The sequence below is a fragment of the Rhizobium sp. RAF36 genome (genome assembly GCF_052114105.1).
GTDB lineage: Bacteria > Pseudomonadota > Alphaproteobacteria > Rhizobiales > Rhizobiaceae > Rhizobium.
Genome location: NZ_JBFREC010000002.1, coordinates 959,307 through 984,517, shown reverse-complemented (window position 1 = coordinate 984,517; position 25,211 = coordinate 959,307). Strand labels below are relative to the sequence as shown.

Below are 25,211 nucleotides of genomic sequence, written 5' to 3'. Positions count from 1 at the left end.
GAACCCCTGATATGACTGATACCCCGATGAACGCAGCCGACGCCGCGGCCGGGTCCGTTTACTGGAAACGCAACCTCGCCGTCTCGCTGATCGGCTCCTTCACGACGATCGTGGCGATGACGCTGCTGCTTCCCTTCCTGCCGCTCTATGTCGAGGAGCTTGGCGTCCGCGATCATGCGGCGATCGTCCAATGGTCGGGTATCGCCTATGGCGCGACCTTCTTTGCCGCCGCGTTCGTGGCGCCGCTCTGGGGCAGGCTCGGCGATATCTATGGGCGCAAGCTGATGCTGGTGCGCGCCAGTCTGGGCATGACGATCGCCATTTCGCTGATGGGCATGGCGGGAGACGTCTGGCAGCTGGTGGCGCTCAGGCTGTTCGTCGGCCTGGCCGGCGGCTATTCCTCCGGTTCGATGGTGCTGGTGGCGACGCAGACGCCGAAGGACCGCTCTGCCTGGGCGCTCGGCATGCTGTCGTCAGGCATCATGGCCGGCAATCTTGTCGGCCCGCTGATCGGCGGGGCGCTGCCGCCGCTGATCGGCATCCGCGGCACGTTTCTGGCGGCCGGTGCCTTCATCTTCCTGGCGTTCCTCGGCACCGCTTTTCTGATCAAGGAAGAGAAGTCCCCTGCCCGCAAACAGGCCGCCAAGGCCAGCGGCGGCTGGCGCTCGATCCCGGACAAGGGCCCTGTTATCGCCATGCTTCTGACCGGCATGCTGCTGATGCTCGCCAACATGTCGATCGAGCCGATCATCACCGTCTATGTCGCCGATCTCGTCACGGATCAGGCAAGCGTGACGATGATCGCAGGCGTTGTCATGTCGGCAGCGGCTCTCGGCAGCATCCTCTCCGCCTCGCGGCTCGGAAAGCTTGCCGACCGCATCGGCCACTGGCCTGTGATTGCAGGCGCGCTGGCGGTGGCCGCGGTTCTGCTGATCCCGCAGGCCTTCGTCACCAGCGCCTGGCAGCTGATCATCCTGCGCTTCCTGATGGGGATCGCGCTCGGCGGGCTACTGCCCTGCATCTCCGCGGTGATCCGCCATAGCGTGCCCGACAGCGCGGCGGGCAGCATTCTCGGCCTCTCGGTCTCGTCGCAATATGTCGGCCAGGTGGCCGGGCCGGTGCTCGGCGGCTTCGTCGGCGGCCATATCGGCATGCCTTCGGTTTTCCTGGGAACCTGTGTCCTGCTTGCCGCCGGTGCCGCCTTTACATGGCTTGTGAAGCCAAAAGACCAAGAGCTGCACTAGAAGCCAAAGGTGTGCTGACCTCCGCTTTTGGCGTGTATTTCTTGATCCGGAATTGCCCCGGCGGAACCCTGACCAAACCATCCCGAATCATGGAACTGACGCTTCGATATTTGCTGGTTTTCTGACCGGTCACGTTCGCCGATATTCCACAGGCAGCTCGTTGAAGCGCGCCAGATATCGAGGAATAGCTCCAATGCCTATTTTCACCGTCACAATGAAATCAAGCCGGTCAGCCCATGAGAAGGATCGGCTTTCCAGAGCCATCCATGCCGCATCCATCGCCGCCGGGTATCCGGAAGACGATTTCTTTCAGCGCTTTCTTGCTCTCGACCCTGGTGATTTGAGAGTGGATCCACTTTATCCGGATCTACCCAAACCACGCACCGATCAGTTGCTTCTGATCGAGGTTCTCCTGTCGACGGGAACTCAGATCTCCAGAAAAAAGAAGCTGGTGGTGGACTTGGTTGAGAAGCTTGCGGAAGCAGGCGTCGATGCCAACGACATCATGGTGTTCTTCGTCGAGACCGACCGGACAAGCGGGTCGTTTGGCGGCGGGCTGTTTGCGCCACCCATTGCTTTCGATGCCCGCTAGTGGTGCGTCTGGCAGCATCCCAATTAAGACCATCGCCGATCCTGAATGTCGATTGGCCCTAGCCCTCGCAACTTCTGCCGCTATGATTGCGTTTACGTGAGAGTACCGAGCGACAGGGAGAAGCGCTTGCAGCAGATATTCGTCACCGACCGTCTCATTTTGCGTCCGCGGACGCTGGCGGACCTTGATGACTGTATGGCGATGGACCGCGACCCCGAGGTGACGCGCTATATTCCCGGCCCCTGGGCCGATCCGGAGGCGCACCGGCGCTTCGTCATCAACCGCATGGAAAGCGATTTCGGCGAAGGCCTCGGCTACTGGTCGATCTTTGCCAAGACCGCGCCGAAGCAGTTTCTCGGCTGGGTGATGCTGATCCCCTACGACACGATCGGCCCCGACATCGAAATCGGCTGGCGGCTGAACCGCCACGCCTGGGGCCAGGGCTACGCGACAGAGGCCGCCCGCCCGGTGCTCGACCATGGCTTCGAGACACTGAACCTGCCACGCATCGTCGCCAACATCTTTGCGGGCAACGATGCATCGATCAAGGTGGCCGAGAAGCTCGGGATGACGTTTCTCAGTGACGAGGTTTCGGACGGCCTGCCCTGCAAGGATTATGGAATCACGCAGGATGAGCGTACGCGGATGCTGACGGTGTGACGGCGCGCCGTTGAGGGTGGAGCGGGCGCTACTCCCCGCTCGCCGTCCGCCCATAGGCCCAGTTCATATACAGCTCCAGCGCCTTGCGCGTGACCGGGCCTTCCTGGAAATCGCGGCCATCGAGCCTGACGACGCCGACGACCTTCGAGTAGTTACCCGAGGTGAAGATCTCGTCGGCATTCATGAAGTCTTCGACCGAGAGCGTTGCCTCGCGGACGTCGAAACCCGCCTGGCGGAGCAGGCCGATGACGCGGGCGCGGGTGATGCCGGCGAGGAAGGTGCGGTTGGCGACCGGGGTGAAGACCACGCCATCCTTGACCATGAAGACGTTCGAGGAAGCCGTCTCGACAACATTGCCGTTTGTGTCGCGCATCAGCGCGTTGTCGAAGCCGCGCGCGCGGGCTTCGGCGATGGCACGGCCGGAATTCGGGTAGAGCGAGCCAGCCTTGGCCTCGGTCATCGCCGTCTCCGGCGTCGGGCGGCGGAAGGGCGAGACGGTGATCGACGAGCCGCCATGGCCGCCCATCGGCGCTTCGAAGAGGCAGAGCACGAAACGGGTCGATTCCGGATCGGCGGTGACGACGCTGAAGGGCGCACCATGCTCGGCCCAGTACATCGGCTTGATATAGATTGGCGTCTTGCCGTCGAACTTCTTGATGCCTTCCCAGGCGAGCGCCTCGATTTCCTCGGGCGTCTTGGTCGGCTTCAGGCCCATGTTGACGGCCGAGCGGTTGATGCGCTGGCAGTGCTGGTCGAGATCAGGCGCGATGCCATCAAACCAGCGGGCGCCGTCGAAGACGGTGGAGCCGAGCCACATGGCATGCGAGGTCGGGCCGATCAGCGGCGGATTGCCGGTCAGCCACTCGCCATCGACATAGGTCCAGGTGGTGGAACGGGGCGCTGTGTTGACGGCCATTTTTCTTCTCCTCAAACAAGTTGCAGAAGCAAAATCCTTCCAAACTGGCGGGGTCAAGGAGAAACTATCGCTCAAAAAGCGGACGCAAGAAAATGGCGCATGCGCTTTCCCCGCCGCAACAATCCGTCTCCGCCCTTCACGCCGATGCGATGGATCGATCAGCAAAAATGATATAAAGCGAGGCGCGCGCCGTGCCATCATAGGGCCGGATTCGAACGCGGGAGAGCACCATGAAAGCCATGTATTACGACGCCTTCGGCAAGCTGCCGGAGATCCGCACCGTGGCCGATCCCTCGCCCTCGGAAGACGGCGTCGTCATCGCCGTCGGCGCCACCGGGCTTTGCCGCAGCGACTGGCATGGGTGGATGGGGCACGACCCCGATATCCGCCTGCCGCATGTGCCGGGCCATGAGCTGGCCGGCAAGATCGTCGCCACCGGCAAGGGCGTGATGCGTTTCAAGGTCGGCGACCGGGTGACCGTGCCCTTCGTCTCGGGCTGCGGCCATTGCGGCGAGTGCCACTCCGGCAACCAGCAGGTCTGCCCCAACCAGTTTCAGCCGGGTTTCACCCATTGGGGCTCGTTCGCCGAATATGTGGCGATCGACTATGCCGAGACCAACCTCGTGCATCTGCCTGAAACGATCGACGATGCGACGGCGGCCAGCCTCGGCTGCCGCTTCGCCACCTCCTTCCGCGCCGTCGCCGATCAGGCGCGCACCGGACCCGGCGAATGGATCGCCATCCATGGCTGCGGCGGCGTCGGCCTTTCGGCCATCATGATTGCCGCCGCCCTCGGCGCCAATCCGATCGCTATCGATATCTCCGACGAGAAGCTCGCCTTTGCGCGCGAATGCGGCGCGGTGGCGACGGTCAATGCGGCCACGGTGGGCGACGTGCCCGAGGCGGTGCGCGAGATCACCAAGGGCGGCGCGCATGTCTCGATCGATGCGCTCGGCCATCCCGTCACCTGCTTCAACTCGATCAAGAACCTGCGGCGCCGCGGACGGCATGTGCAGATCGGCCTGATGCTCGGCGACCATTCGACGCCGCAAATCCCGATGGCGCAGGTAATCGGTCACGAGCTGGAGATCTACGGCAGCCACGGCATGCAGGCCTGGCGCTATGACGCGATGCTGGCGATGCTTTCGGCCGGCAAGATCGCGCCGCAGAAGCTGATCGGCAAGCGGATCAGCCTGGCCGATGCCGTGCCCGCCCTTACCGCGATGGAACGATCTGAGGGGCTCGGCATCAGCGTGATCACGCAATTCTAGGCGTGCCGCAACGGCACAGTCGAAGCGCAATCGTTAACTATTTATTGGTGTATTTAGTCGAGTTGCAATTTATAATACATGAAGCATAATCCCTTCCGCCCGGAATGATTTCGGAGCGGAGGGGAACATGACGGTTCGTTTTATTCTATCGATCGATGGCGGCGGTATCCGCGGCCTCATTCCTGCACTTGTGATCGCCGAGCTTGCCAAGCGCCTGAAGGACCTTGCCATGCACGAGGCCTTCGACCTGATCGGCGGCACCTCGACCGGCGCCATCATCGCCGCCGGGCTGACCTGCCCGAACCCCAAGAACAAGAAGATCGCCGCCTGCACGCCTGCCGATCTCGTCAAGCTCTATGCCGACGAAGGCAAGGACATCTTCTATTCCAAGATCATCGCCCGCATTCTCAATATCGGCGGATGGCAGGAGGAGCGCTACGATGCGACGGCGCTGGAGGAGAAGCTGCAGGCCCGTCTCGGCGCCAACACGCTGATTGCCGACGGACTGACGAAAGTGCTGATCACCGGCTACGACATTCACCAGCGCGAAGCCGTGTTCATGACCAATTGCGATATGGAGAACGCCAAGTTCCGCTTCTGGGAAGCGGCGCGCGGCTCCTCTGCCGCGCCCACCTATTTCGAGCCGGCGCTGGTCGAGAACCTCGGCAAACCGGCAGGCGACGCGCAAAGAAAGATCCCGCTGATCGATGGCGGCGTGTTTGCCAACGATCCGGTGCTGGCGGCCTATGTCGAAGCGCGAAAACTCTGGCAGGCGGCGGATGACAGCTTCGTCGTGCTGTCGCTCGGCACCGGGCGGCAGAACCGCAAGATCCCCTATCAGCAGGCCAAGAACTGGGGTGCCTTCGGCTGGATCAACCCGCAGAACGGCACGCCGCTCATCTCCGTGCTGATGCAGGGACAGGCAAGCACGGCGGCCTATCAGGCAAACAAGCTGCTGAACCCCAAGGGCGCCAGGCTGAATGCCGAAGGCTCGACCGACATGAGCTTTGCCAAGCCCGAGACCCTTGCCTATTTCCGCATCGACGGCGCGCTTCAGGGCGCCAACGACGATCTGGACGATGCCAGCACGACGAATATCGAACAGCTGAAGGTGGTGGCCGAGCGGTTCATTACCGGCAACAGTGCGGTGCTGGATGCGGTCGTTAAGCGGATCAAGGCGGAGAAGAAGCGCTAGAGATCGCCAAGGCCCGCAAACAGGATGGCCAGACGCTCCCATATGGCGCTGACCCTTGGCACGCCCATGAGGCCCGATGGCGCGAGCATCCAGAGCTCGCGGCCCGGCATGACAGCGCCGAAATCAATCTCTACGAGCGACGGATATTCCCTCGCCTGAAAGCGTTGCAGCATGACGACGCCCATGCCGTTTGCGGCGGCAACCGCCTGGGTGATGGTGCTGCCGGAGCGCACCGAATAGGAATGATGCGCATAGTGCGTTTCGAGCCATCTCGCCTCGGCGATCAACTGCTCGCTGTCGAGATCGAAGCCGATCAAGGGCACGGCCTCGCCTGCCCGCCAGCGGGCAGCCATCGCCGCACTGGCGTAGAAGCCGTGCGTGATGGTGGCAACGCGCTTGCCGGTCAGGTCGCTGTCCTTCGGGCGGCCGAGACGCAACGCGATATCGGCCTCGCGATGCGCCAGACTGTGGATACGGACATCCGTCAGGATCTCGAGCTGGATGCCGGGAAATCCATCGAGGATCTGGCCGAGATGTGGCGCGAGAAGCAGATCGGCAACCGAACGGATGGTCGTCAGCCGTACCCGTCCGCCCGGCCCCTCCGGCGAGACGACTCGGTCACGGATCGCAGAGGCGGCCGACGCCATCGCCGCAGTCTCTGCCGATATCGATTGCCCCTGCGCCGTCAGCACATATCCATCGGGGCGGCGTTCGAAGAGCTGCGCGCCGAGGCTCAACTCGAGCGCGGATATCCGACGCGCAACGGTGGCATGGTTGACCTTCAGTGCGCGGGCCGCCGCCGAGAGGCTGCGATTCCTGGCGAGCGCTACGAAGAAGCGGAGATCTTCCCAATCCATATCTGTGCGTTTTTGCTCATCCATTGCGAATAATTAGCGAATATCCGATCAGGCGGAAAGGCGTTACATCATTCTCCATCTGTAAAACAGGAGATGAACGCATGGCTCCCTTCACCCTTCTTCAGCGCTCCGGCGTCACCGCGAAAGCCGCCGACTGGACCAAAGCGGTTCTCGTCATCATCGATGCGCAAAATGACTATGCAGATGGCAGCCTGCCGCTTTCAGGCGTTGCCGGTGCCACCAGAGAAATCCAGAGCCTGCTTGGCAAGGCGCGCACTGACGGTGTTCCGGTTGTCCATGTCATCCACCTGTCAGGAGCCGACAGCTGGCTGTTTGCAGCCGGTTCGCATGGCGCCGGTATCATGCCTGCGCTGACGCCTGCCGGCGGTGAGCCGATCATTTCGAAGACGCTGCCCAACGCCTTTGCCGGAACCGAACTCCAGGCGACCCTAGCCGCGATTGCTGCGGATACCGGCCGAACGGAACTGATCCTCGTGGGCTTCATGACGCATATGTGCATCGGGGCCACCGCACGGGCTGCCCTCGACCTCGGGCTGCAGGCGACCGTCGTCGCATCGGCCACGGCGACCCGCGATCTGCCGGATCCGCTGGGCGGCGTCATCCCGGCCGAAACGGTGCAGCGCACAGCGCTGGCAGAGATCGCCGATCGTTTCGCGACTGTTGTCCGCGACATCTCGGAGGTTGCCAAACCGGCTGCGAAGGTCTAACGGGCTGCCGCAAGAAAAAGAATGAAAGGGACGTTAATGTCCAACTCCAGTGTCAAAACCTTTGCTCAGACGGGCTCCAAGGTGTTTTTCGTCGCTGCCGAGCGCATCGAACGCACGGTGCGCCTGCAGGGCGCATGGCTGAGCATCGTCGATGTCAGCGTGCCCGCCGGTGTTTCCGGCACCGCGCAAACGATCGGCAGCGAACAGGTGCTGCGCATCATCGAAGGCCGGTTGACGGTCTGGCGGATGACGGATCAGGGCCGCGAGGAGATCGCGGTTTCTGCGGGCGACATCCTGCATATTTCGGCCGGTCAGGCGCATGGCTATTGCAACGACGGGGCCACGGCAGCGGCGTTTTCGGCGATCATCGACAGCGATGCGGCAGGTCAGCTTGCGGCTCCGGCGGAAGCCTCCGGCTCGCCGGTGGCAGCACAGCGGATGGGTGCGGCAGCCAATAGCGGAAGCACGCGGATCCGGGCTGCCTGAGCATGAGCAAAAGCGCCTGTAACGGGCGCCTTTTTTGACTGATGTTCACCGGTTTGTCATCGCGGCGCGCGTATAAGCGGCTCCGGATTGCTGATAGAGATGGCCCGCGGCGCACTGATCGGCGCTCCGCGCACAGCACATATCAGCAGGAGGTTCCGCCATGGCATGGTCTGCCAGCCAATACGTCAAATTCGAGGATGAACGGACGCGCCCGGCGCGCGATCTCCTGGCGCAGGTGCCGCTGGCATCCGTCAGACACGCCATCGACCTCGGCTGCGGACCGGGAAATTCGACTGAGCTTATCGTCGATCGCTATGGTGCGGACAACGTCGCCGGCCTCGACAGCGACGACAACATGCTGGAAGCAGCCCGCAAGCGCCTGCCGCAGACGCGCTTTGAAAAGGCCGATCTGTCCACCTGGCATCCTTCGGGCGAGACCGATCTGCTATTTGCCAATGCCGTCTTCCAATGGCTGCCCGACCATCTCGACATCTTCGACCGGCTGATGGACGGACTGGCGCCCGGCGGTGTGCTGGCCGTACAAATGCCCGACAATCTCTCCGAGCCGACGCATCTGGCAATGGAAGAAACCGCCCATGCCGGGCCGTGGAAGGCTAATTTCGAGAAGAAGAGCGTGCGCCGCAAGCCGCTGCCGCCGGCTTCGACCTATTACAGCCGGCTTTCCGCCAAGGCTGCTCGCGTCGATATCTGGCACACGATCTACAACCACCCGATGGCGGATGCGGCTGCGATCGTCGAATGGCTGAAGGGCACCGGACTGATGCCCTATCTCGCCCAGGCCGGCGAAGAGAATCGCGAGGCGTTTCTGGCCGATTACCTGGAACGCATCGAAAAGGCCCATCCGAAAATGGCCGACGGCCGGGTACTACTGCGCTTCCCGCGGATTTTCATGGTGGCGGTGAAGGGCTAACGGCTGCTTGCCCGGCGGCTGGTCTCGTCCATACTCGGAACCAGCCGGCAGGAGACGTCGATGGCTAAGCGCAACGTATTTCAATTCGAGCTGGATAAGGATCTTTCCGATGCATTTCTGCATGCCGCAAAGTCGGCCCGGCGAGAGCCGGAAGAGCTGATCGCGGCGCTGGTGCGCAACTTCGTCGACCAGCAGAGCGAGGAAGCCGGCTACGGCGATTTCGTGAAGAGGAAGGTCGAGGCCGCACGGAAATCCGTGGCGGCCGGCCAGGGACGGCCGTCCACCGAAGTTGACGCCGTCTTCGAAGACATGCGCAAGGCCATTCAAAAAGCCGGGCGATGAAAATCCTTTGGACTCCGCAGGCGGAACTCGATCGCCTGAGAATTTTCCAGCATCTCGCCGCCGACAATATGGACGCCGCCGTCGCCATCGATGAACGGTTCGCCGATGCGATCGCGCGGCTCGCGGGCTTCCCGCACTCCGGAAAACCCGGCCTTGTCGAAGGGACGCGGAACTCATTCCTCATCGAAGCTACCGTATCGTCTACGAAGTTTCGCGGGACAGTGTGTGGATCCTTGCGCTGGGTCCATACTGCCAGGCAATGGCCGCCTCTGACGGGCGAATAGGCCCCCTCACCCCCGCCGCGCGGCCTCGATCTTCGCAATGTCGATCTTCCGCATCGTCATCATCGCGTCGAAGGCGCGCTTGGCTTCGGCGGGAGAGGCTTTCAGAGCCTCGCTCAGCACGCGTGGGGTGATCTGCCAGGAGAGGCCCCATTTGTCCTTGCACCAGCCGCATTCGCTTTCCTTGCCGCCATTGCCGACGATGGCGTTCCAGTAGCGGTCGGTTTCTTCCTGGGTTTCGGTCGCGATCTGGAAGGAAAAGGCTTCGCTCTGCGGGAAGGCCGGACCGCCGTTGAGGCCGATACAGGCGACGCCTGCAACGGTGAATTCGACCACCAGCACATCGCCCTGCTTGCCATCGGGATAATCGCCCGGCGCCCGGACGACAGCGGTGACGGCGCTGTCGGGAAAGGTCGCGGCATAGAAGCCTGCGGCTTCCTCGGCGTCGCCGTTATACCAGAGGCAGATGGTGTTCTTGGCCATGTCGCGTTTCCTCCCCGCTTGTTGCCGTCGGGAATGACATAAGGAGCGCTGCGGATTTCTCCAGTCCTGACATCGCGATATGGCGCTTGGCGGGGTTCGATGCTACGCCACCGGCGGCCTGACCCGCCCGCCTTGCCGTCACGCAGCATGAGGAGTTTGACATGCGCCAACAGATCACCGCCGATTATCTCGAAGGCTTTCTCGGCAATCGCCGGCTGATGGAGCAGCTGGCCTTCATTCTCGAGGTCGAGAAGCTGAAGACGGTGCTGCGCAGGACGCCGCTTCTGGATCGCTCGCGCGTCGAGAATGATGCCGAGCACACCTGGCAGCTGGCGCTGATGGCCATGGTGCTTTCGGAGCATTCGCGCGAGAAGGTCGAGCTTCTGCGCGTCCTGAAGATGCTGCTGATCCACGATATCGTCGAGATCGACGCGGGCGATACCTTTGCCTACGACACTGTGCTTGCCGCCAGCCAGGCGGAGCGGGAGTTGAAGGCCGCCGAGCGTATTTTTGCGCTGTTGCCGGATGATCAGGCGAAGGAATTCCGGGCGCTCTGGGACGAATTCGAGGCGAAGGCCACAGCGGAGTCGCGCTTTGCCAATGCCATGGACCGGCTGCAGCCGCTGCTGCACAATTTCTTCACCGAGGGCGGCACCTGGGGTTCGGCCGGGGTGACGGCAGCAAGCGTCGAACGGCGCATGCTGCCGATCGGCGTGGCATCCGATACATTGGGCGAACTCAGCGCGCGGCTGATCACGCTGGCTGTCGAGCAGGGCATCCTGGCGCCGGCGCCACAGGACACCTGACATGCCGGGCGGCCGGCGCACTCTGCGTCACGCCGTCCCGCTTGCTCCCGGCGCCCCCTCGCTTATATTCGCTGCCATACGCAAGGAGCGAGACCGCCATGACCGATGCCGTGCCCACCCCGCCCGCCACGCTTGTGATCTTCGGCGCCACGGGCGACCTGACGCGGCGCCTGCTGATCCCGGCGATCATCAACCTGACGCGCAGCCGCCTTGTCGGCGACGACCTTCATATTCTCGGCATCGGCATCGATCCCGGCGATGACGAGATGCTGCGCGGCAAGCTGGACGAATTTCTCTCCGGCCTCGGCGGCGACCAGCCGCTGTCGAAGGACGAAGCCTGGCTGAAGCTGCGCAGCCGCATTTCCTACCTCTCCGGCGATTTCACCAAGGATGAAATCTATGGCGAGATCGGCAAGCGGCTCGACGGCAATGCCGCCTTCTACCTCGCCGTTCCGCCGCGTTTCTTCGGCGAAATCGTGGAGCGTCTTGCCGCCAACAAGCTGACCACGGAAGGCGACAACAGCTTCCGGCGCATCGCCATCGAAAAGCCCTTCGGCACCGACCTTGCCTCGGCCAAGGCGCTGAATGCGCAGATCCTCGCCAAGGTCTCGGAAAACCAAGTCTACCGGCTCGACCATTTCCTCGGCAAGGAAACGGTGCAGAACCTGATGACGGCGCGCTTTGCCAACATGATGATCGAGGCGCTGTGGAACAACCGCTATATCGACAATGTGCAGATCACCGCCGCCGAGATCGTCGATGTCGGCAGCCGCGGCGCCTTCTATGACGCGACGGGCGCGCTGCGCGACATGGTGCCGAACCATCTCTTCCAACTCTTGGCGATGATCGCCATGGAGCCGCCGAACAGCTTTGACGCCGAGGCGATCCGTAACGAGAAGAGCAAGGTTCTGAAGGCGCTGCGGGTCTATACGCCGGAGGAAGCCAAGACCCATGGCGTGCGCGGCTTCTATACTGCGGGCAAGCTCAACGGCGCCGATATCACCGCCTACCACGACACGCCGCAGGTGGCGCCTGATAGCAAGACCGAGACTTTCGTGGCGCTGAAGCTCTATGCCGATACCTGGCGCTGGGCGGGCGTGCCCTTCTATCTCCGCACCGGCAAGGCGATGACGGCGCGCGATACCGAGATCGTCGTCACCTTCCAGCCGGTGCCCTTCGCGCAGTTCCGCGAGACCGACGTGACGCGCCGCCTGCCGCCGAACCGGCTGGTGATCCAGGTGCAGCCGGATGAGGGCATGAGCATGGAAATCTCCATCAAGTCCCCCGGCCTGTCGGTCGATACCGTGCCCGTCTCGCTCGATTTCCGCTACGCCGACAAGTTCGATATCGGCAAAATGACCGGCTATGAATCGCTGATCTACGACCTGATGATCGGCGACCAGACGCTGTTCCAGCGCGCCGACGGCATCGAGGCCGGATGGGCGGCCGTCCAGCCCTTCCTCGACCTCTGGGCCAAGGAGGGCGAGCCGGAAGCCTATGCGCCGGGAACGATGGGCCCCGCCTGCGCCGACGAGCTCATCGAGCGCGACAACCGCCACTGGCACCAGATCGGCGCCCTGGCGAAGCCTTCATAACCGTATGGTTCAACGGCGGCCGTAAAAATGCTAGGTTGTGCCCGGCCACAGGGCCGGGAGTTCGGCTGACGCCCCCTCTGCACGATCTCCGCAAGGCGCATCCACGCGCATAAGGGAGGCTCTCGCATGGAAAAATCCGTCCTGTTCTGGCGCCGTACCGATATCGAAGGTTTCGAGCGGCTCACCCTGTCGATCGGCGCCGAAAGCGTCACGGCATCCTCCACGGTCCTCTGTCTCGAAGACGGCGGCTTCCGGCTCGACCATCACTGGCGGCTGGACGCCAGCTGGAGCGCGCAATCGGTGGCCGTCGAGCGCTGGAACGGCCGCGACCACCGGAGGCTGACGCTGGAGCGCGTGCCCGGCGGCTGGACGGTCGACGGCCTGCGCCGCCCCGATCTCGACGGCGCCGACGAACCCGACCTCTCCGTCACCCCCTTCTGCAACACCTTCCCGATCCGCCGCACCCCGGAAACCTCAGGCGCCACCCTGACCCTCGACACCGCCTTCATCGACGGCCCGGCGATGATGGTGCACCGCTCCAGGCAGCGCTACGACAGGCAGGGGCCTGGGCGGGTTCGCTATGTCGATCTTGGTAACTCGATCGGGTTCGAGGCGGATCTCAGGGTGGATGAGCGGGGGCTGGTGGTGATGTATGAGCATTTGTTTGAGAGGGTGGCGCCCCCGGAGTGAGGCGTCAACGCTCCGGTTTCAGCCCTTTGCGGATAAGCGAACTAGAGGCATCCGGCAAAGGCGAGCGGTATGCCCGGCTGGATACTGAAATCGAGTTGCCGCAGGGGTCTTTGGCATTGGCAAATTCATAGCCGTCGGCGACGTGAACGGGACCGAACGTCAACCCTTTCGCTACGCATTCGCCGCAAAACGCGCTAACATCCTGCACATCGAACACCAGCTTTACGATGGACTGCCCGCGCCGCTGCCCCTTGGCCGCCGGATGAAGCAAGATCGACCCACCACCCGAGTTCGGAGTGAGCTCGACAATCCTGTCACCTTCAAGCCTGCGAACGGTGAACTGAAAGTGCGTTTCGTAAAAGCTGGCGGTTGCCTCGATATCGGCCGCATAGATTATCACGCGATTGAACATTGCCCTTAAACCCTTTCGGCGAAGCGATGTCCGCCATTCGATCCTGCCCACTTGCGTGCCGCCAACGGCCCAGCCTATCAGCGGAAGCGTTGCCATTTCGTTCCGGCGCCGTTTGTATAGGTGGCGACGCACCCGATTCTGGGGGATGGATTTGTGAGCAGGATGACAGTTGATGCGAAACCACCGGCGTGGCCTGAGCCGTGAACGCATATCTTGCCATCCTCACGATATCCGCCGCCCGCTGGTCCTATATCGCGGCTTTCATCGCCCGGTTGCCGATCGCCATGGTTCCGCTCAGCCTGTTGATCCTCGTCGAGGCGGCAACCGGCCGATATGGTGCCGGCGATGGCAGTGTTCTTCGCGGCGGCAGGAACGATCCTTGGCGGGGCCGTTATTGCCAGCTGGGCTGGTGGAAGGCTCCTACGCCATGGATCCAACCTGCGCTGACTCATTTCCGCCGCCCCAAAACCCCCAGCCCTAAAAATCGCGTGGTTTATTCAACCCATCCTTTACATATCGATGGCTACCTCATGGGGCACCGCGACCGCCATGAGGACACATGTTGTTTAAATTCGCTCGGGCAGGCACCCTGTTTGTAATTTTACTCGGCTCACTGGTCTTTCTGCCGCCATTCAGCGGCTATGTGCGCGACGCCGCCGATGTCTTTGATAAGCGGCCGCAGGAGACGGCGCTGTTCATCGGCAACAGCCGGACCTTTTATCACCACATGCCTGACATGGTGCGTTCGATTGCCGACTCCGCGGGCTATCCCAACAAGCTTGAGATCGTCATGGATGCCGAGCCCGGCGTCAGTCTGAAGACCCATATGGACGACCCCAATACGCAGGCTCTGCTGGCGCAGCGCTGGGATCATGTCGTGTTGCAGGTGCTGAGCAGCGATCAATACAGCGCCGAGCGCGCCGGCCACACCTGGGATGTCGCCGCCGATCTGATCCGGGAAGCGCAAGGCAAAGGGTCCAGGCCTGCGATGTTCGTGACCTGGCGCTATACAGATCAGTGCAAGGACAACGAAGGCATGCCGAAATCGGCAACCGGGATTTCGCCTGCCGGCTATGCCAACATGCATCGCAATATTCAGGAACAGCATGCCCGCCTTGCCGCATCGACCGGGGTCGATCTGGTCAATGTCGGGCTTGTCTGGGAAGACCTGCAGAGCCGTCCTCAGCCTTTCACCCTCTACGACGACTGCAACCATCCATCGATCTATGGCAGCTATCTGTCGGCGCTGATGTTCTACGGCTATTTTTCGAAACGCGACGTGGCCGATGTCACCTACGAACCGCATGGAATTTCAGCTGACGATGCCAAGGCACTGCGTCTGACGGTTTCCCAATATTTCAAGGAAGCGGCGCGAAACGCCGTGCCGTCCGCCAATGGTGTCAGCGGCAAGTCCGGATCGACCTGAACGGCGGCGGCGCCACGTTCACAACGATCGCGAAGTTCGGATGCCCGGCGAGAGCGCATTTCTGGCGCACATATCTCAGGTTGCCGCAAAAAATTGCGATTTGCGGGCGCCCGGTGCAACCTGAGAAGAAAAATTAAGATCTAATAAACATTCCTATGATTGCATTGCCTGGGTTGGGGCAAACAATCATGACGGACATCAAATCGGGCGGGCGGCGCCACGATCTCGACGCGTTGCGCGTCCTGTGTTTCGGCACGCTGATCATCTATCACACGAGTCTCGCCTATGGGACGAGAACATGGCTGCTCAACTCCATCGACGGCAGCCGGCTGGTCGATCTGATTGCTGCCGCCTCTCATCCGTGGCGGATGAGCCTGCTTTTCTTCATCTCGGGGCTTGTCACGCGGTCGCTTCTGCGCAGCCGGTCCGTCAGTGACATCCGCGGGACGCGAACGCGGCAATTGCTGCTACCCTTCACGTTCGGCGTCCTTCTTGTTGTCCCGCCCCAGATTTATCTTTCGGAGTTCAATCCTTTTCCCGGCCTCTCCTATTGGGAATTCTGGAAAGCCTTCATGGTCTCCGGGCTAACGCTCGAGCATCTCTGGTTCCTGGCCTATCTCTGGATCTACGTCTTCGCCTGGTCGTTTCTTTGGCCTTATCTTCAGAGGGTCTGGCCAAACCTCCCGTCTGCACTCGCAAATTCGCTCCGCGGCGTAAACCTCTTCCTGATCCCGATCATCCTGCTTTCCGCCTCGAGACTCTGGCTGTACCCGGTCTTCGGCGAGACGCGGGCCATACACACCGACGTCTATGCCCATCTCGTCTATTTCTCGATGTTCATGGCCGGCTCGCTGCTGATGGAGGAGTCGACGTTCTGGCGTGAAGTCGACCGGCAGAGATGGCTTGGCGGCGCTCTTGCCATCATCTCTTTTCTGGTCGTCGCGGCAGCCGTCGTTGCCGTTCCGCGGGAAGATTGGCCGGATGCCGTCGTCGTCCTGGTGCGGATTGCCAGATCGATCTTCCAATGGTGCGCCATCATCGCATTGCTGGGCTTTGCCGGCAGGATCGCTAACCGCCCCAACCGCGTGATCGTATTCCTGAACAGATCGATGATGACCTACTACGTGGCCCACCAGACCGTCATCATCATCGTTGCCCATCAGATTTCAAAAATGGGCCCGTTGGATATTCGATCCTTTGTCCCGGTGGTGCTCTTGAGCACACTCGGCTGCGGACTGATCGGCGAGGCGCAGAAGCTGATAAAGGCCTTCCTTTCGCCTCTTATCGCAAGGGTGATGGCCTTGATAAAATCGCCTCTGAAAACAACGCCATCCGGAGCCACAGCGGATTGACCCTCAATCCCATCTGACTTCCCTGACCAGTTCGACAAACGCCCTGAGCTTGGCCGGAATATGCCGCCGTCCGGGATAATAGAGGCACAGCCCCGGATAGGGCGCCGTCCAGTCCTCAAGCACGCGGACCAGGCGGCCGGCCGCCAGGTCTTCGCCGACCTGCCATTCGTTGAGGTACGCAAGGCCCGCCCCTTCTCTCGCAGCGCTCAGGATGAGGTCGCTTTCGTCGAGCATCAGCGTTCCCGGCACATCCATGGTGAAGGCCTCGCCGCGCCGCTCGAACTCCCAGCGATAGATGGTGCCGCTCGCCATGCGGGCGCGGATGCAGCGATGGTTTTCGAGATCGGCAGGCGTTTTGGGGATGCCCTTCTCTTTGAAATAGCCGGGTGAGCCGGCGATGACAGGGCGGATGAAACGGTTGATCGGCACGGAGATCATATCCGGCGGCACGGATTCCAGGATGCGGATACCGGCGTCGAAGCCCTGGGCGTTGATATCGACAAGCGCGCCTTCGGTGACGATTTCGAGCTGCATGGCCGGGTAGCGCCTCAGATATTCGACGGCGAGCGGCGCGAGGATCATCCGCGCCGCGCCGACCGAGGTGTTGATCCTCAGCGTGCCCGAAGGCTCGGAGCGGTGCTCGTCGGCCTGGTCGATGGCGCGGCGGATGGCCGATAGCGCCGGGGTCACCTCGGCCACGAACTGCTCGCCAGCCGAGGAGAGTGTAACGCTGCGGGTCGTGCGGTTGAAGAGGCGGACGCCCAGCCTTGCTTCCAGCGTGGCGATTTGCTGGCTGAGGGCCGAGGAGGAGATCGACAGATCGCGGGCGGCGGCGCGGAAGCCGCCTTTGGCCGCGACGGCGATCACCGCTTCCAGCTCCGCCAGCGTGCCGCGCATCATTGTCCTGATCTCCTTATCAGCTCGTCCGTTATTGAGCAGCTTATCAGATCAATCGGCCGGTGCCAGATAGGGCGTATCGCATAAAGGAGAAAAGCGATGCGCAACATTACTCAGGTCTATATCGACGGCGCCTTCGTGACGCCTCAAGGCGAGGAAACCGCCGAACTCTTCAATCCTTCGACCGAGGAGAAGATCGGCACAGTCAGGCTCGGCAACCGCGAGGATGCGCGCGCCGCGATCGCCGCCGCCAAGCGCGCCTTCCCGGCTTTCTCGCGCACCAGCAAGGAAGAGCGGATCGAGATGCTGCAGCGGCTGGCCGCTGCGGTTTCCGCCCGCGCCGAAGAGATGACCGCGGCGATGGCTGAAGAATACGGCGCGCCGCAATATTTCACCGGGTTTTCGGTGCCCTACGCTGCCTCGGCATTCCTGAAGATGGCGGAAGTGCTTGAGAATTACGAGTTCACCCGCACGATCGGCCGCGCCGCGGTGACCATGCAGCCGCTTGGCGTCGTAGCGGCAATCACGCCTTGGAACAGCAATTACGGCTTCATCTGCGCCAAGCTGGCCACCGCGCTGGCTGCGGGTTCCACCGTCGTCATCAAGCCGAGCGAGATGAGCGCGATCCAGACGCAGCTGATCACCGAATGCCTGCATGAGGCAGGGCTGCCCAAAGGCGTGTTCAACATCGTCAACGGCCGCGGCGATGTCGTCGGCGCCGAGTTCAGCAGCCATCCCGATATCGCCAAGGTGAGCTTCACTGGCTCGACCGCCGTCGGCAAACAGATCCTGCGCTCCGGCGCCGAGACGATGAAGCGCGTGACGCTGGAACTCGGCGGCAAGGGACCGAACATCATTCTCGACGATCCCGATCTCGACAGCGCCATTCCGGCCGTGCTGATGATGGGCCTCATGAACAGCGGCCAGGCCTGCGTCGCCGGTACCCGCATTCTTGTGCCGGAAAGCCTGATGCCCGAGATCCTGCCGCGGCTGAAATCGGGCATCGAAGCGATCAAGACTGGCAAGCCAGATGATCCCACAGTCCAGATCGGGCCGATGGTGAGCCAGAAGCAGTATGACCGGGTGCAATCCTATATCCGGCTTGGCGAGGAGGAAGGTGCCGAGATTCTCACCGGCGGCAGCGGGCGGCCTGAGGGCATCGAGCGCGGCTGGTTCGTGCGCCCGACGATCTTTGCCAACGTGCATAACGGGATGCGGATCGCCCGCGAGGAAATCTTCGGACCGGTGCTCTCGGTCATCCCCTACAAGGACGAGGCGGATGCGATCCGCATTGCCAACGACACGAGCTATGGGCTGCAGGCCTATATCCATTCCAGCGACATCGACCGCGCCAGACGGGTGGCCGAGCAGATGGAATCCGGCCGCGTGGTGATCAACGGCGCGCCGCACGAGCCGCTTGCACCCTTCGGCGGTTTCAAACAATCGGGCATGGGCCGTGAGTTCGGAACCTTCGGGCTCGAGGCGTTTCTGGAGCCGCGGGCGATCCTGGCTTAGCGCGCAGACGCCGTCATTCCGCCCGCAAAGCTGCGGGCGGATGCTGAACAATCGGGCCGCCAGCCTTAGTTTGTGCGGTCCGGGCAGGCCGCGTTGACGGTGCCGTCGCGGCGCGTCTGATGCGTGCTGTCGCGCTCGCACGGCGCTCTCCAGTTCGACGGGCGCAGGATGGTTATGCCGCCGGTTTCGATCGGGTCGAGCGGTATTTCCAAGCCGCTCTGCTGCGCGTCATAGGCCGGCGACGTGCCGGGAGGCGGGCTGCCATCGAAACGGCCGTTGGTATCGACACCCATGCTCGACTGGGCAAAGGCCGGGGCTGCAATGAGAAGCACTATGGATGTGATTGAAATGAGCCTGCGCATGATCGTTATCCTTCCGGTGTGATCATCGCGGCTGAAACAGCCGACGGAGTGGTTTTGTTCCCTGCGTCAGCGGCGTCTGGCGATCAATATTTGGCGATTGGAAATGTGAGGTTAAGCGAGCCTGCGGCTGTGTCATTCCGGGGCTTGGTGCGGGTGAATGGCTGCGTTGTGAAGAAAGTGATTCAAGGCGTTTGAGCCGGATGCGATGAAGGGCGGGGATGCGATTGAAAATGCAATGCTTTTTCTGAGCGTTGGCGGTGAAAGTTGCGGCCCGTGGCCCCCTCATCCGGCCCTGTCGGGCCACCTTCTCCCCGTTGGGGCGAAGGGAAGGTTGGCGCGACCTCTGCAATCCCCTTCTCCCCTCGGGAAGAAGGTGGCCCGACAGGGCCGGATAAGGGGGCTACGGATACAGGCTGTCACCATCCAAAAGCCTGCCGCTGCACACCACGCTGCGCTCCCTCAAAACGGCACCGTTCGCCAAACGCTTGCGCCGCCCACGGAAAACGGTATGCGGTACCCCCGACCTGCCGCAAATCCCACCACATGGAGACGCCTTGACCTCACCTCTCAAAATTGCCGTCGGCGGCGCGCAGGGCCGGATGGGCCGGGCGATCGTTTCGGCGCTCTCCGGTGATCCGGCATTCCTGCATGCCGGCAGTTTTGGCCGTCAGGGCAGCAGCGGCGGCGGCCTGATCGACCGGTCGGCGGCGATCGAAGCGGCCGATGTGATCCTGGATTTCTCGACGGCAGCTGCTGCCGCCGAACTGGCGGAACTCTGTGCCGCAAGAAACGGGCCGGCCCTGGTGATCGGGGCGACGGGGTTCGAGCCGGAGGAGCTTACCCGGATCCGCAAGGCGGCAGACCGCATTGCGATCGTCCGCTCGGGTAATTTCTCGATCGGCCTCAACATGCTTCTCGGCCTCGTCGCCCAGGCGGCGGCTGCCCTGCCTGCCGAAACCTGGGACATCGAAATTCTGGAAGCCCATCACCGGCGGAAGATCGACGCGCCATCAGGCACGGCGCTGATGCTGGGGAACGCCGCTGCGGAGGGCCGTGGCGTGCCGCTTGCATCTGTCGAGCGCCGCGGCCGGGACGGCATCACCGGCGAGCGTCCGGTTGGCGAGATCGGCTTTTCGGTCGTCAGGGGCGGTGGAATCGTCGGGGAACACAGCGTTCTCTTTGCCGCTGCCGAGGAAGTGGTGACGATCTCCCATTCCGCACTTGATCGCGGCATGTTCGCGCGCGGCGCACTGGCTGCCGCCCGCTTCGCCGCCGGCCGGGCGCCGGGTGAATATGATATGCAGGACGTGCTCGGATTGCCGCGACGATCCTGAGGCTGCAGCGCCAAACAAAAAGCCCCGCGCCAAGGCGCGAGGCTTCGATTTCCAAAATGACCTTCGTCTCAGACGAACTGGCTGAGGCCCGGCACGGAAGCGACGACCTGATCGACGACTTCCTCGCCGGCATATTGCTTGGCGATGACGATCGTTTCCTTGGCGAGCGCGGTGATTTCGCCCATGCCGAGGCCCTCGCTCATCAGCTGCTGTCCGAGGCCCATGATGCCGCCACCGCCGCCGAGCGCGCTCATCAGCCCGCCCAGCAGACCACCGCCGCTGGCGCCTTCGCCGTTGAACTGGGCCACGAGATCGGAACCGCCGGGGATCGCTTCGATCATCTTGGCAACCGGGCCGTCATCGGCCTCGCGCTGCAGAAAACCGAGCATCATGCCGAGCGCCTTTTCGGCGAGGTCGGGCGAGATGCCCACGCGGTCAGCGATCTGGGTCACAACTTCATTCATCGTCAGGCCTCCTTTTATTTGACGTTAACGTCAACGTTAATCGACTTTCTCCGGCAACTCAAGCGGCCTTTCGCAAGGCGGCACTTTGTCCAGAATTGCTTTTAATGCAAACAGTTGCCGGTATCACACTCCCTGCTTATAACAGGTACACTATAGGAGAATGAATGCGGCTGATCTTCGCATTCCAGCTCTAGCGGCGGCCTTGGCCCAAGGGAGAATTCGCAATGCTCGAAGACGGCAAGATTTTCATCGGCGCCAGCCGCAATCCTGACGATAGCATCAACAAGCCGGAATATCTCGACCTGAAATTCGGCAACCGCCACGGCCTCGTCACCGGCGCCACCGGCACCGGCAAGACCGTGACGCTGCAGGTGCTGGCCGAAGGCTTCTCGAAGGCCGGCGTGCCTGTGTTCTGCGGCGACATCAAGGGCGACCTTTCGGGCATTGCCGCCAGGGGCGAAGCAAAAGATTTTCTCACCAAACGCGCCGAGCAGATCGGCTTCACCGATTACGAATACGATCTCTTCCCGGTAATCTTCTGGGATCTCTTCGGCGAGAAGGGCCACCGCGTCCGCACCACGATCGCCGAGATGGGGCCGCTGCTGCTGGCACGGCTGATGGACGCTTCCGAGCCGCAGGAAGGCGTCATCAACATCGCCTTCAAGATCGCCGACAAGGCCGGGCTGCCGCTGCTCGACCTCAAGGATTTTTCGGCGCTGCTGAATTACATGGCCGAAAATGCCAGCGAGCTGTCCAACCAGTTCGGGCTGATTTCCAAGACCTCCGTCGGCTCAATCCAGCGCGCCATGCTGGTTCTGGAGCAGCAGGGAGCGGAACATTTCTTCGGCGAACCGGCGCTGAAGATCTCCGACATCATGCGCACCGACAATCGCGGCTACGGCCAGATTTCGGTGCTCGCCGCCGACAAGCTGATGATGAACCCCAGGCTTTACGCCACCTTCCTGCTCTGGCTGCTCTCCGAGCTCTTCGAAGAACTGCCTGAAGTCGGCGACCCGGACAAGCCGAAGCTGGTGTTCTTCTTCGACGAGGCACATCTGCTCTTCAACGACGCACCGAAGGTGCTGACCGAGCGTGTCGAGCAGGTGGTGCGCCTGATCCGCTCCAAGGGCGTCGGCGTCTATTTCGTGACGCAGAACCCGCTCGACGTACCGGAAACCGTGCTCGCCCAGCTCGGCAACCGCGTGCAGCATGCGCTGCGCGCCTATTCCCCGCGCGAGCAGAAGGCGGTGAAGACGGCGGCCGACACCTTCCGCCCGAACCCGGCCTTCGATTGCGCCACCGTGATCACCACGCTCGGCACCGGCGAGGCGCTGGTCTCGACGCTGGAGGCCAAGGGCGCGCCGTCGATCGTCGAACGCACGCTGATCCGCCCGCCCTCCGGCCGCGTCGGCCCGCTGACCGATGCAGAGCGCCAGCAGGTGATGGATCACAGCCCGGTTCTCGGCGTCTATGACGAAGACCTCGACCGCGAATCCGCCTTCGAAATCCTCGCCGCCCGCGCCAAGAAGGCGGCCGAATCCGAGGCTGCCAAGCAGGCGCAGGAGGCACAGCCGACAGAGGCCGGCACCACCTCCGGCTGGAGCCTGCCGGGCTTCGGCGGCGGCGATGACGACACCAAGCCGAGTGGCCAGGGCCGCGGACGTTCGGGATACCAGCGCGAGACGGTGGTGGAAGCGGCGATGAAGAGCGTGGCGCGGACGGTTGCGACGCAGGTCGGCCGGGCGCTGGTGCGAGGGATCTTGGGGAGTTTGAAGCGGTAGCTTCTTCGGCGCCTGCGGGTGGGGTTTACCCCCCCTCTGCTCCTCGCTTACAAGGTCGAGGTCGGGGCGGTCGGTGCCCACACCCTCCTCATTCCTGTGCTTGTCACAGGAATCCAGTGCGCCCCAGTCTTGGGGCGCGGGAGACTTCTTCAAAAGGCAAACGAGTCATTCACCGCGCGGACGCGCGGTGGCTGGATTCCTGTGACGAGCACAGGAATGAGGGAACGCGTGTGGAGGTCGCACCGCTTAGTTTTCGAAGCCCGAGCAGCGGCTCCCAGCCAATCTCCCCCCCTGAGGGGGAGATGTCCGGCAGGACAGAGGGGGGTGCCCACGAACTCCGCCGACAGCCCCTCACCGCTTCCGCACAAACTCCGTCCGCAGCACCAGTCCCTTGATCGCATCATACTTGCAATCGATCTCTTCTGGATTGTCCGTCAACCGGATCGAGCGGATCACCGTGCCCTGTTTCAGGGTCTGGCCGGCGCCCTTGACCTTCAGGTCCTTGATCAGCGTCACGGAATCGCCATCCTGCAGCAGGTTACCGGCTGCGTCGCGGACCTCGGCAGCTTTTGCCGCGGCAGCGGCCAGTTCGGATGCCGGGCGCCATTCGCCTGAAGCTTCGTCATAGATATAGTCGTCATCGGCAGCCATCGGCGCGTCTCCTCAAAGGAATTTCAATATGAGACCGGCGCTTATAGCAGCCGGCCGGCCGCGGCAAGACCGGGGCCGCAGCGTGCGGTTGCGCCGCAGCCCGCTCGATGCTATCCAGTGGACGTTCGCTCAAAGAGAAAGGAGGGTCACGTGCAGAATTTCTATTTCCGGTATTACCGGCAGCGTGGCCCCGTCAACGCCCTGCAAACGCGTTTGCAGGGCTGACCAGAGACCGTTTCTCGCGACACCTCTTCCTGGTCTGCCCTTCGTTGCCCGCAGCACCTGTCCCATGGGATCTGTGCTGCCGATATTCCTATCCGCCGCTGCAGTGCGTCCATCGATGATGGCCGATGCCCACGATGACTGCGCCATGCGGCAAAGACCAGAGACCGACCATGACACTGATCAATATCCGTAATCTCGGCATCGTCCTGTCGCAGCCGCTGTTTTCGAAGCTGAACCTCGTCGTCAACGCCGGCGACCGCATCGGCCTGGTGGCCGCCAACGGGCGCGGGAAATCGACGCTGTTCCGCTGCATCGCCGGCGCCCTGGAGGCGACCGAAGGCGAGATCACCAAGGCGCGCGGGCTGACCGTCGGCTATGTCGAGCAGAACGTGCCGTCCGCTCTCTTCAGCCACAGCTTCTACGACGCCGTGCTCGACGCTCTATCGCCCGAACAGGCGGAGAGCGAAAGCTGGCGCGTCGATGTGGTGCTTGAATCGCTCGACGTGCCGGAGGAATTCCGGCAGCGACCGCTCAACGCACTCAGCGGCGGCTGGCAGCGGCTGGCGATGCTAGCGCGCGTTTGGGTGACGGAACCCGACGTGCTGGTGCTCGACGAGCCGACCAACCATCTCGATCTCGGCAAGATCGCGCTGATGGAAAACTGGCTGAACGCCCTGCCCCGCGACGTGCCCGTCATTCTGGCGAGCCACGACCGCGCCTTTCTGGATGCCGTCGCCAACCGGACGCTGTTTCTGCGGCCGGAGAATTCGCAGCTCTTCTCGCTCCCCTATTCGCAGGCGCGCGCCGCACTTGACGAGGCGGATGCCGCCGATGCGAAGCGCTACGAGCGCGACATGAAAACGGCCGAGCAGCTGCGCAAGCAGGCGGCCAAGCTCAACAATATCGGCATCAACTCCGGCAGCGACCTGCTGGTCGTCAAGACCAAGCAATTGAAGCAGCGGGCCGACAAGCTGGAGGACGCGGCAAAGCCAGCGCATCTGGAGCGCTCGGCCGGCGCCATCAAGCTCGGCAATCGCGGCACCCATGCCAAGGTGCTTGTTACCCTGGATGATGCCGAGGTGCGCACGCCTGACGGAACCGTGCTGTTCAGGACCGGCAAGCAGTTCATCTGCCAGGGCGACAGGATCGTGCTGCTCGGTGAAAACGGAGCCGGAAAATCACGGTTCATCGCCATGCTGCGCAAGGCGATCGGTGCTCCCGAGGCCACGCTTGACAGCATCAAGGCAACGCCCTCGCTGGTCCTCGGCTATGCCGATCAGGCCCTCGCCGATCTCCGGGATGCCGATACGCCGATGGAGACGATCATCCGCCGCTTCGATATCGGCGACCAGCGGGCACGCTCGCTGCTCGCCGGGGCCGGTATGACGATCGACATGCAGGCAAAGCCGGTCGGACGCCTTTCCGGCGGCCAGAAGGCGCGGCTCGGCATGCTGGTGCTGAGGTTGACCGAGCCGAACTTCTACCTCTTGGACGAGCCGACCAACCATCTGGATATCGACGGCCAGGAAGCGCTGGAAACAGAGCTGATGGCGCATCAGGCAAGCTGCCTGCTGGTTTCCCACGACCGCAGCTTCGTGCGCGCCACCGGCAACCGCTTCTGGCAGATCGAGAGGAAGCGGCTGGTGGAGGTGGAGAACCCCGAAGGGTTCTTTGCCGCGGCCGCGGAAGGCCGCGGCTAAGATACAGCGCAGCCG

At 62.7% G+C, this 25,211-nt stretch carries 28 protein-coding genes; 20 read left to right on the top strand and 8 right to left on the bottom strand.

The window, feature by feature from the left end; translation table 11 throughout:
- Positions 1-11 precede the first annotated feature (11 nt).
- From AB4Z25_RS10750 to AB4Z25_RS10740, 3 genes are all read left to right on the top strand, one after another.
- Positions 12-1,244: an MFS transporter gene (locus AB4Z25_RS10750; protein WP_112537276.1), complete on the top strand. Its 1,233-nt coding sequence runs from the start codon at positions 12-14 to the stop codon at positions 1,242-1,244.
- A 193-nt stretch (positions 1,245-1,437) separates the two neighbouring features.
- The gene (locus AB4Z25_RS10745) at positions 1,438-1,836 is read left to right on the top strand and encodes a tautomerase family protein (protein WP_112537274.1); all 399 of its coding nucleotides are present in this window, start codon (positions 1,438-1,440) and stop codon (positions 1,834-1,836) included.
- A 126-nt stretch (positions 1,837-1,962) separates the two neighbouring features.
- Positions 1,963-2,496, top strand: coding sequence for a GNAT family N-acetyltransferase (locus AB4Z25_RS10740; protein WP_442207976.1), 534 nt, complete (start codon positions 1,963-1,965; stop codon positions 2,494-2,496).
- A 28-nt stretch (positions 2,497-2,524) separates the two neighbouring features.
- Here AB4Z25_RS10740 and AB4Z25_RS10735 read toward each other — a convergent pair whose 3' ends face one another.
- Positions 2,525-3,412, bottom strand: coding sequence for a branched-chain amino acid aminotransferase (locus AB4Z25_RS10735; RefSeq protein WP_112537272.1), 888 nt, complete (start codon positions 3,410-3,412; stop codon positions 2,525-2,527).
- A 230-nt stretch (positions 3,413-3,642) separates the two neighbouring features.
- Here AB4Z25_RS10735 and AB4Z25_RS10730 point away from each other — a divergent pair, with 230 nt between their 5' ends.
- Both AB4Z25_RS10730 and AB4Z25_RS10725 read left to right on the top strand, forming a co-directional pair.
- Positions 3,643-4,683 carry a zinc-dependent alcohol dehydrogenase family protein gene (locus AB4Z25_RS10730; protein ID WP_112537271.1) on the top strand — a complete coding sequence of 347 codons (1,041 nt, stop codon included), beginning with the start codon at positions 3,643-3,645 and terminating at the stop codon, positions 4,681-4,683.
- A 127-nt stretch (positions 4,684-4,810) separates the two neighbouring features.
- A complete protein-coding gene (locus AB4Z25_RS10725) occupies positions 4,811-5,878 on the top strand; it encodes a patatin-like phospholipase family protein (protein ID WP_112537270.1) in 1,068 nt (355 codons plus the stop codon).
- On the opposite strand, the gene AB4Z25_RS10720 is transcribed toward AB4Z25_RS10725, so the two are convergent.
- Positions 5,875-6,735, bottom strand: coding sequence for a LysR family transcriptional regulator (locus AB4Z25_RS10720; RefSeq protein WP_442207975.1), 861 nt, complete (start codon positions 6,733-6,735; stop codon positions 5,875-5,877). The genes AB4Z25_RS10725 and AB4Z25_RS10720 overlap by 4 nt on opposite strands.
- 101 nt (positions 6,736-6,836) lie before the next feature.
- On the opposite strand from AB4Z25_RS10720, the gene AB4Z25_RS10715 reads away from it, so the two are divergent.
- The 5 genes from AB4Z25_RS10715 (at position 6,837) to AB4Z25_RS10695 (ending at position 9,506) form a co-directional block, all read left to right on the top strand.
- Positions 6,837-7,463, top strand: coding sequence for a cysteine hydrolase family protein (locus AB4Z25_RS10715; RefSeq protein ID WP_112537269.1), 627 nt, complete (start codon positions 6,837-6,839; stop codon positions 7,461-7,463).
- 36 nt (positions 7,464-7,499) lie between these two features.
- Positions 7,500-7,949 carry a cupin domain-containing protein gene (locus tag AB4Z25_RS10710; protein ID WP_112389800.1) on the top strand — a complete coding sequence of 150 codons (450 nt, stop codon included), beginning with the start codon at positions 7,500-7,502 and terminating at the stop codon, positions 7,947-7,949.
- A gap of 160 nt (positions 7,950-8,109) precedes the next feature.
- The gene (gene tam, locus AB4Z25_RS10705) at positions 8,110-8,880 is read left to right on the top strand and encodes a trans-aconitate 2-methyltransferase (protein WP_112537268.1); all 771 of its coding nucleotides are present in this window, start codon (positions 8,110-8,112) and stop codon (positions 8,878-8,880) included.
- Between the two features lie 60 nt (positions 8,881-8,940).
- Entirely contained in the window at positions 8,941-9,222 is a 282-nt protein-coding gene (locus tag AB4Z25_RS10700) for an antitoxin of toxin-antitoxin stability system (protein ID WP_112537267.1), read from the top strand.
- Positions 9,219-9,506 carry a type II toxin-antitoxin system RelE/ParE family toxin gene (locus tag AB4Z25_RS10695; RefSeq protein WP_442207974.1) on the top strand — a complete coding sequence of 96 codons (288 nt, stop codon included), beginning with the start codon at positions 9,219-9,221 and terminating at the stop codon, positions 9,504-9,506. The genes AB4Z25_RS10700 and AB4Z25_RS10695 overlap by 4 nt, the downstream gene beginning before the upstream one ends.
- A gap of 6 nt (positions 9,507-9,512) precedes the next feature.
- Here the strand turns inward: AB4Z25_RS10695 and AB4Z25_RS10690 are convergent, their stop codons facing one another.
- Positions 9,513-9,986, bottom strand: coding sequence for a VOC family protein (locus AB4Z25_RS10690; RefSeq protein ID WP_112537266.1), 474 nt, complete (start codon positions 9,984-9,986; stop codon positions 9,513-9,515).
- 161 nt (positions 9,987-10,147) lie between these two features.
- On the opposite strand from AB4Z25_RS10690, the gene AB4Z25_RS10685 reads away from it, so the two are divergent.
- From AB4Z25_RS10685 to AB4Z25_RS10675, 3 genes are all read left to right on the top strand, one after another.
- On the top strand, positions 10,148-10,792 hold the full coding sequence (locus AB4Z25_RS10685; RefSeq protein WP_112537265.1) for an HD domain-containing protein: 645 nt from the start codon (positions 10,148-10,150) through the stop codon (positions 10,790-10,792).
- A gap of 98 nt (positions 10,793-10,890) precedes the next feature.
- A complete protein-coding gene (zwf, locus tag AB4Z25_RS10680) occupies positions 10,891-12,387 on the top strand; it encodes a glucose-6-phosphate dehydrogenase (RefSeq protein ID WP_112537264.1) in 1,497 nt (498 codons plus the stop codon).
- A 126-nt stretch (positions 12,388-12,513) separates the two neighbouring features.
- On the top strand, positions 12,514-13,077 hold the full coding sequence (locus AB4Z25_RS10675) for a putative glycolipid-binding domain-containing protein (RefSeq protein ID WP_112537263.1): 564 nt from the start codon (positions 12,514-12,516) through the stop codon (positions 13,075-13,077).
- A gap of 4 nt (positions 13,078-13,081) precedes the next feature.
- On the opposite strand, the gene AB4Z25_RS10670 is transcribed toward AB4Z25_RS10675, so the two are convergent.
- Positions 13,082-13,489, bottom strand: a complete 408-nt coding sequence (locus AB4Z25_RS10670; RefSeq protein WP_112537262.1) for a VOC family protein — start codon at positions 13,487-13,489, stop codon at positions 13,082-13,084.
- Between the two features lie 200 nt (positions 13,490-13,689).
- On the opposite strand from AB4Z25_RS10670, the gene AB4Z25_RS10665 reads away from it, so the two are divergent.
- The 3 genes from AB4Z25_RS10665 (at position 13,690) to AB4Z25_RS10655 (ending at position 16,267) form a co-directional block, all read left to right on the top strand.
- Positions 13,690-14,088 (top strand): hypothetical protein, encoded by a 399-nt coding sequence (locus tag AB4Z25_RS10665; RefSeq protein WP_442207973.1) that lies wholly within the window; start codon positions 13,690-13,692, stop codon positions 14,086-14,088.
- A complete protein-coding gene (locus AB4Z25_RS10660; protein ID WP_112537261.1) occupies positions 14,049-14,915 on the top strand; it encodes a DUF4886 domain-containing protein in 867 nt (288 codons plus the stop codon). The genes AB4Z25_RS10665 and AB4Z25_RS10660 overlap by 40 nt, the downstream gene beginning before the upstream one ends.
- Before the next feature lie 188 nt (positions 14,916-15,103).
- The gene (locus AB4Z25_RS10655) at positions 15,104-16,267 is read left to right on the top strand and encodes an acyltransferase family protein (RefSeq protein WP_162698653.1); all 1,164 of its coding nucleotides are present in this window, start codon (positions 15,104-15,106) and stop codon (positions 16,265-16,267) included.
- Between the two features lie 3 nt (positions 16,268-16,270).
- On the opposite strand, the gene AB4Z25_RS10650 is transcribed toward AB4Z25_RS10655, so the two are convergent.
- Positions 16,271-17,164 (bottom strand): LysR family transcriptional regulator, encoded by an 894-nt coding sequence (locus tag AB4Z25_RS10650; RefSeq protein ID WP_442208005.1) that lies wholly within the window; start codon positions 17,162-17,164, stop codon positions 16,271-16,273.
- 99 nt (positions 17,165-17,263) lie between these two features.
- On the opposite strand from AB4Z25_RS10650, the gene AB4Z25_RS10645 reads away from it, so the two are divergent.
- Entirely contained in the window at positions 17,264-18,679 is a 1,416-nt protein-coding gene (locus AB4Z25_RS10645) for an aldehyde dehydrogenase family protein (protein WP_112537258.1), read from the top strand.
- A gap of 65 nt (positions 18,680-18,744) precedes the next feature.
- Here AB4Z25_RS10645 and AB4Z25_RS10640 read toward each other — a convergent pair whose 3' ends face one another.
- Entirely contained in the window at positions 18,745-19,041 is a 297-nt protein-coding gene (locus AB4Z25_RS10640) for a hypothetical protein (protein ID WP_112537257.1), read from the bottom strand.
- A 554-nt stretch (positions 19,042-19,595) separates the two neighbouring features.
- Here AB4Z25_RS10640 and dapB point away from each other — a divergent pair.
- Positions 19,596-20,375 (top strand): 4-hydroxy-tetrahydrodipicolinate reductase, encoded by a 780-nt coding sequence (gene dapB, locus AB4Z25_RS10635; protein ID WP_112537256.1) that lies wholly within the window; start codon positions 19,596-19,598, stop codon positions 20,373-20,375.
- Positions 20,376-20,443: 68 nt separating this feature from the next.
- Here dapB and AB4Z25_RS10630 read toward each other — a convergent pair whose 3' ends face one another.
- Entirely contained in the window at positions 20,444-20,839 is a 396-nt protein-coding gene (locus tag AB4Z25_RS10630; protein WP_442207972.1) for a hypothetical protein, read from the bottom strand.
- Positions 20,840-21,063: 224 nt separating this feature from the next.
- Between AB4Z25_RS10630 and AB4Z25_RS10625 the strand changes: the two genes are divergently transcribed.
- Positions 21,064-22,620: a helicase HerA-like C-terminal domain-containing protein gene (locus AB4Z25_RS10625; RefSeq protein WP_112537254.1), complete on the top strand. Its 1,557-nt coding sequence runs from the start codon at positions 21,064-21,066 to the stop codon at positions 22,618-22,620.
- Between the two features lie 351 nt (positions 22,621-22,971).
- Here AB4Z25_RS10625 and AB4Z25_RS10620 read toward each other — a convergent pair whose 3' ends face one another.
- On the bottom strand, positions 22,972-23,271 hold the full coding sequence (locus tag AB4Z25_RS10620; RefSeq protein WP_112517299.1) for an alkylphosphonate utilization protein: 300 nt from the start codon (positions 23,269-23,271) through the stop codon (positions 22,972-22,974).
- Between the two features lie 395 nt (positions 23,272-23,666).
- Here AB4Z25_RS10620 and AB4Z25_RS10615 point away from each other — a divergent pair, with 395 nt between their 5' ends.
- The gene (locus AB4Z25_RS10615; protein WP_112537253.1) at positions 23,667-25,196 is read left to right on the top strand and encodes an ABC-F family ATP-binding cassette domain-containing protein; all 1,530 of its coding nucleotides are present in this window, start codon (positions 23,667-23,669) and stop codon (positions 25,194-25,196) included.
- The last annotated feature ends 15 nt before the right edge of the window (positions 25,197-25,211 follow it).

Excerpts from the sequence above, each read along its gene's own strand:
- AB4Z25_RS10670 (WP_112537262.1), bottom strand. The coding sequence starts at position 13,489 with ATGTTCAATCGCGTGATAATCTATGCGGCCGATATCGAGGCAACCGCC.
- AB4Z25_RS10750 (WP_112537276.1), top strand. The coding sequence starts at position 12 with ATGACTGATACCCCGATGAACGCAGCCGACGCCGCGGCCGGGTCCGTT.
- AB4Z25_RS10675 (WP_112537263.1), top strand. The coding sequence starts at position 12,514 with ATGGAAAAATCCGTCCTGTTCTGGCGCCGTACCGATATCGAAGGTTTC.
- AB4Z25_RS10660 (WP_112537261.1), top strand. The coding sequence starts at position 14,049 with ATGTTGTTTAAATTCGCTCGGGCAGGCACCCTGTTTGTAATTTTACTC.
- zwf (WP_112537264.1), top strand. The coding sequence starts at position 10,891 with ATGACCGATGCCGTGCCCACCCCGCCCGCCACGCTTGTGATCTTCGGC.
- AB4Z25_RS10690 (WP_112537266.1), bottom strand. The coding sequence starts at position 9,986 with ATGGCCAAGAACACCATCTGCCTCTGGTATAACGGCGACGCCGAGGAA.
- AB4Z25_RS10700 (WP_112537267.1), top strand. The coding sequence starts at position 8,941 with ATGGCTAAGCGCAACGTATTTCAATTCGAGCTGGATAAGGATCTTTCC.
- AB4Z25_RS10720 (WP_442207975.1), bottom strand. The coding sequence starts at position 6,735 with ATGGATTGGGAAGATCTCCGCTTCTTCGTAGCGCTCGCCAGGAATCGC.
- AB4Z25_RS10640 (WP_112537257.1), bottom strand. The coding sequence starts at position 19,041 with ATGCGCAGGCTCATTTCAATCACATCCATAGTGCTTCTCATTGCAGCC.
- AB4Z25_RS10645 (WP_112537258.1), top strand. The coding sequence starts at position 17,264 with ATGCGCAACATTACTCAGGTCTATATCGACGGCGCCTTCGTGACGCCT.
- AB4Z25_RS10625 (WP_112537254.1), top strand. The coding sequence starts at position 21,064 with ATGCTCGAAGACGGCAAGATTTTCATCGGCGCCAGCCGCAATCCTGAC.
- AB4Z25_RS10630 (WP_442207972.1), bottom strand. The coding sequence starts at position 20,839 with ATGAATGAAGTTGTGACCCAGATCGCTGACCGCGTGGGCATCTCGCCC.
- AB4Z25_RS10655 (WP_162698653.1), top strand. The coding sequence starts at position 15,104 with ATGACGGACATCAAATCGGGCGGGCGGCGCCACGATCTCGACGCGTTG.
- AB4Z25_RS10685 (WP_112537265.1), top strand. The coding sequence starts at position 10,148 with ATGCGCCAACAGATCACCGCCGATTATCTCGAAGGCTTTCTCGGCAAT.
- tam (WP_112537268.1), top strand. The coding sequence starts at position 8,110 with ATGGCATGGTCTGCCAGCCAATACGTCAAATTCGAGGATGAACGGACG.
- AB4Z25_RS10695 (WP_442207974.1), top strand. The coding sequence starts at position 9,219 with ATGAAAATCCTTTGGACTCCGCAGGCGGAACTCGATCGCCTGAGAATT.
- AB4Z25_RS10730 (WP_112537271.1), top strand. The coding sequence starts at position 3,643 with ATGAAAGCCATGTATTACGACGCCTTCGGCAAGCTGCCGGAGATCCGC.
- AB4Z25_RS10620 (WP_112517299.1), bottom strand. The coding sequence starts at position 23,271 with ATGGCTGCCGATGACGACTATATCTATGACGAAGCTTCAGGCGAATGG.
- AB4Z25_RS10615 (WP_112537253.1), top strand. The coding sequence starts at position 23,667 with ATGACACTGATCAATATCCGTAATCTCGGCATCGTCCTGTCGCAGCCG.
- AB4Z25_RS10735 (WP_112537272.1), bottom strand. The coding sequence starts at position 3,412 with ATGGCCGTCAACACAGCGCCCCGTTCCACCACCTGGACCTATGTCGAT.
- AB4Z25_RS10710 (WP_112389800.1), top strand. The coding sequence starts at position 7,500 with ATGTCCAACTCCAGTGTCAAAACCTTTGCTCAGACGGGCTCCAAGGTG.
- AB4Z25_RS10715 (WP_112537269.1), top strand. The coding sequence starts at position 6,837 with ATGGCTCCCTTCACCCTTCTTCAGCGCTCCGGCGTCACCGCGAAAGCC.
- AB4Z25_RS10745 (WP_112537274.1), top strand. The coding sequence starts at position 1,438 with ATGCCTATTTTCACCGTCACAATGAAATCAAGCCGGTCAGCCCATGAG.
- AB4Z25_RS10650 (WP_442208005.1), bottom strand. The coding sequence starts at position 17,164 with ATGCGCGGCACGCTGGCGGAGCTGGAAGCGGTGATCGCCGTCGCGGCC.
- AB4Z25_RS10725 (WP_112537270.1), top strand. The coding sequence starts at position 4,811 with ATGACGGTTCGTTTTATTCTATCGATCGATGGCGGCGGTATCCGCGGC.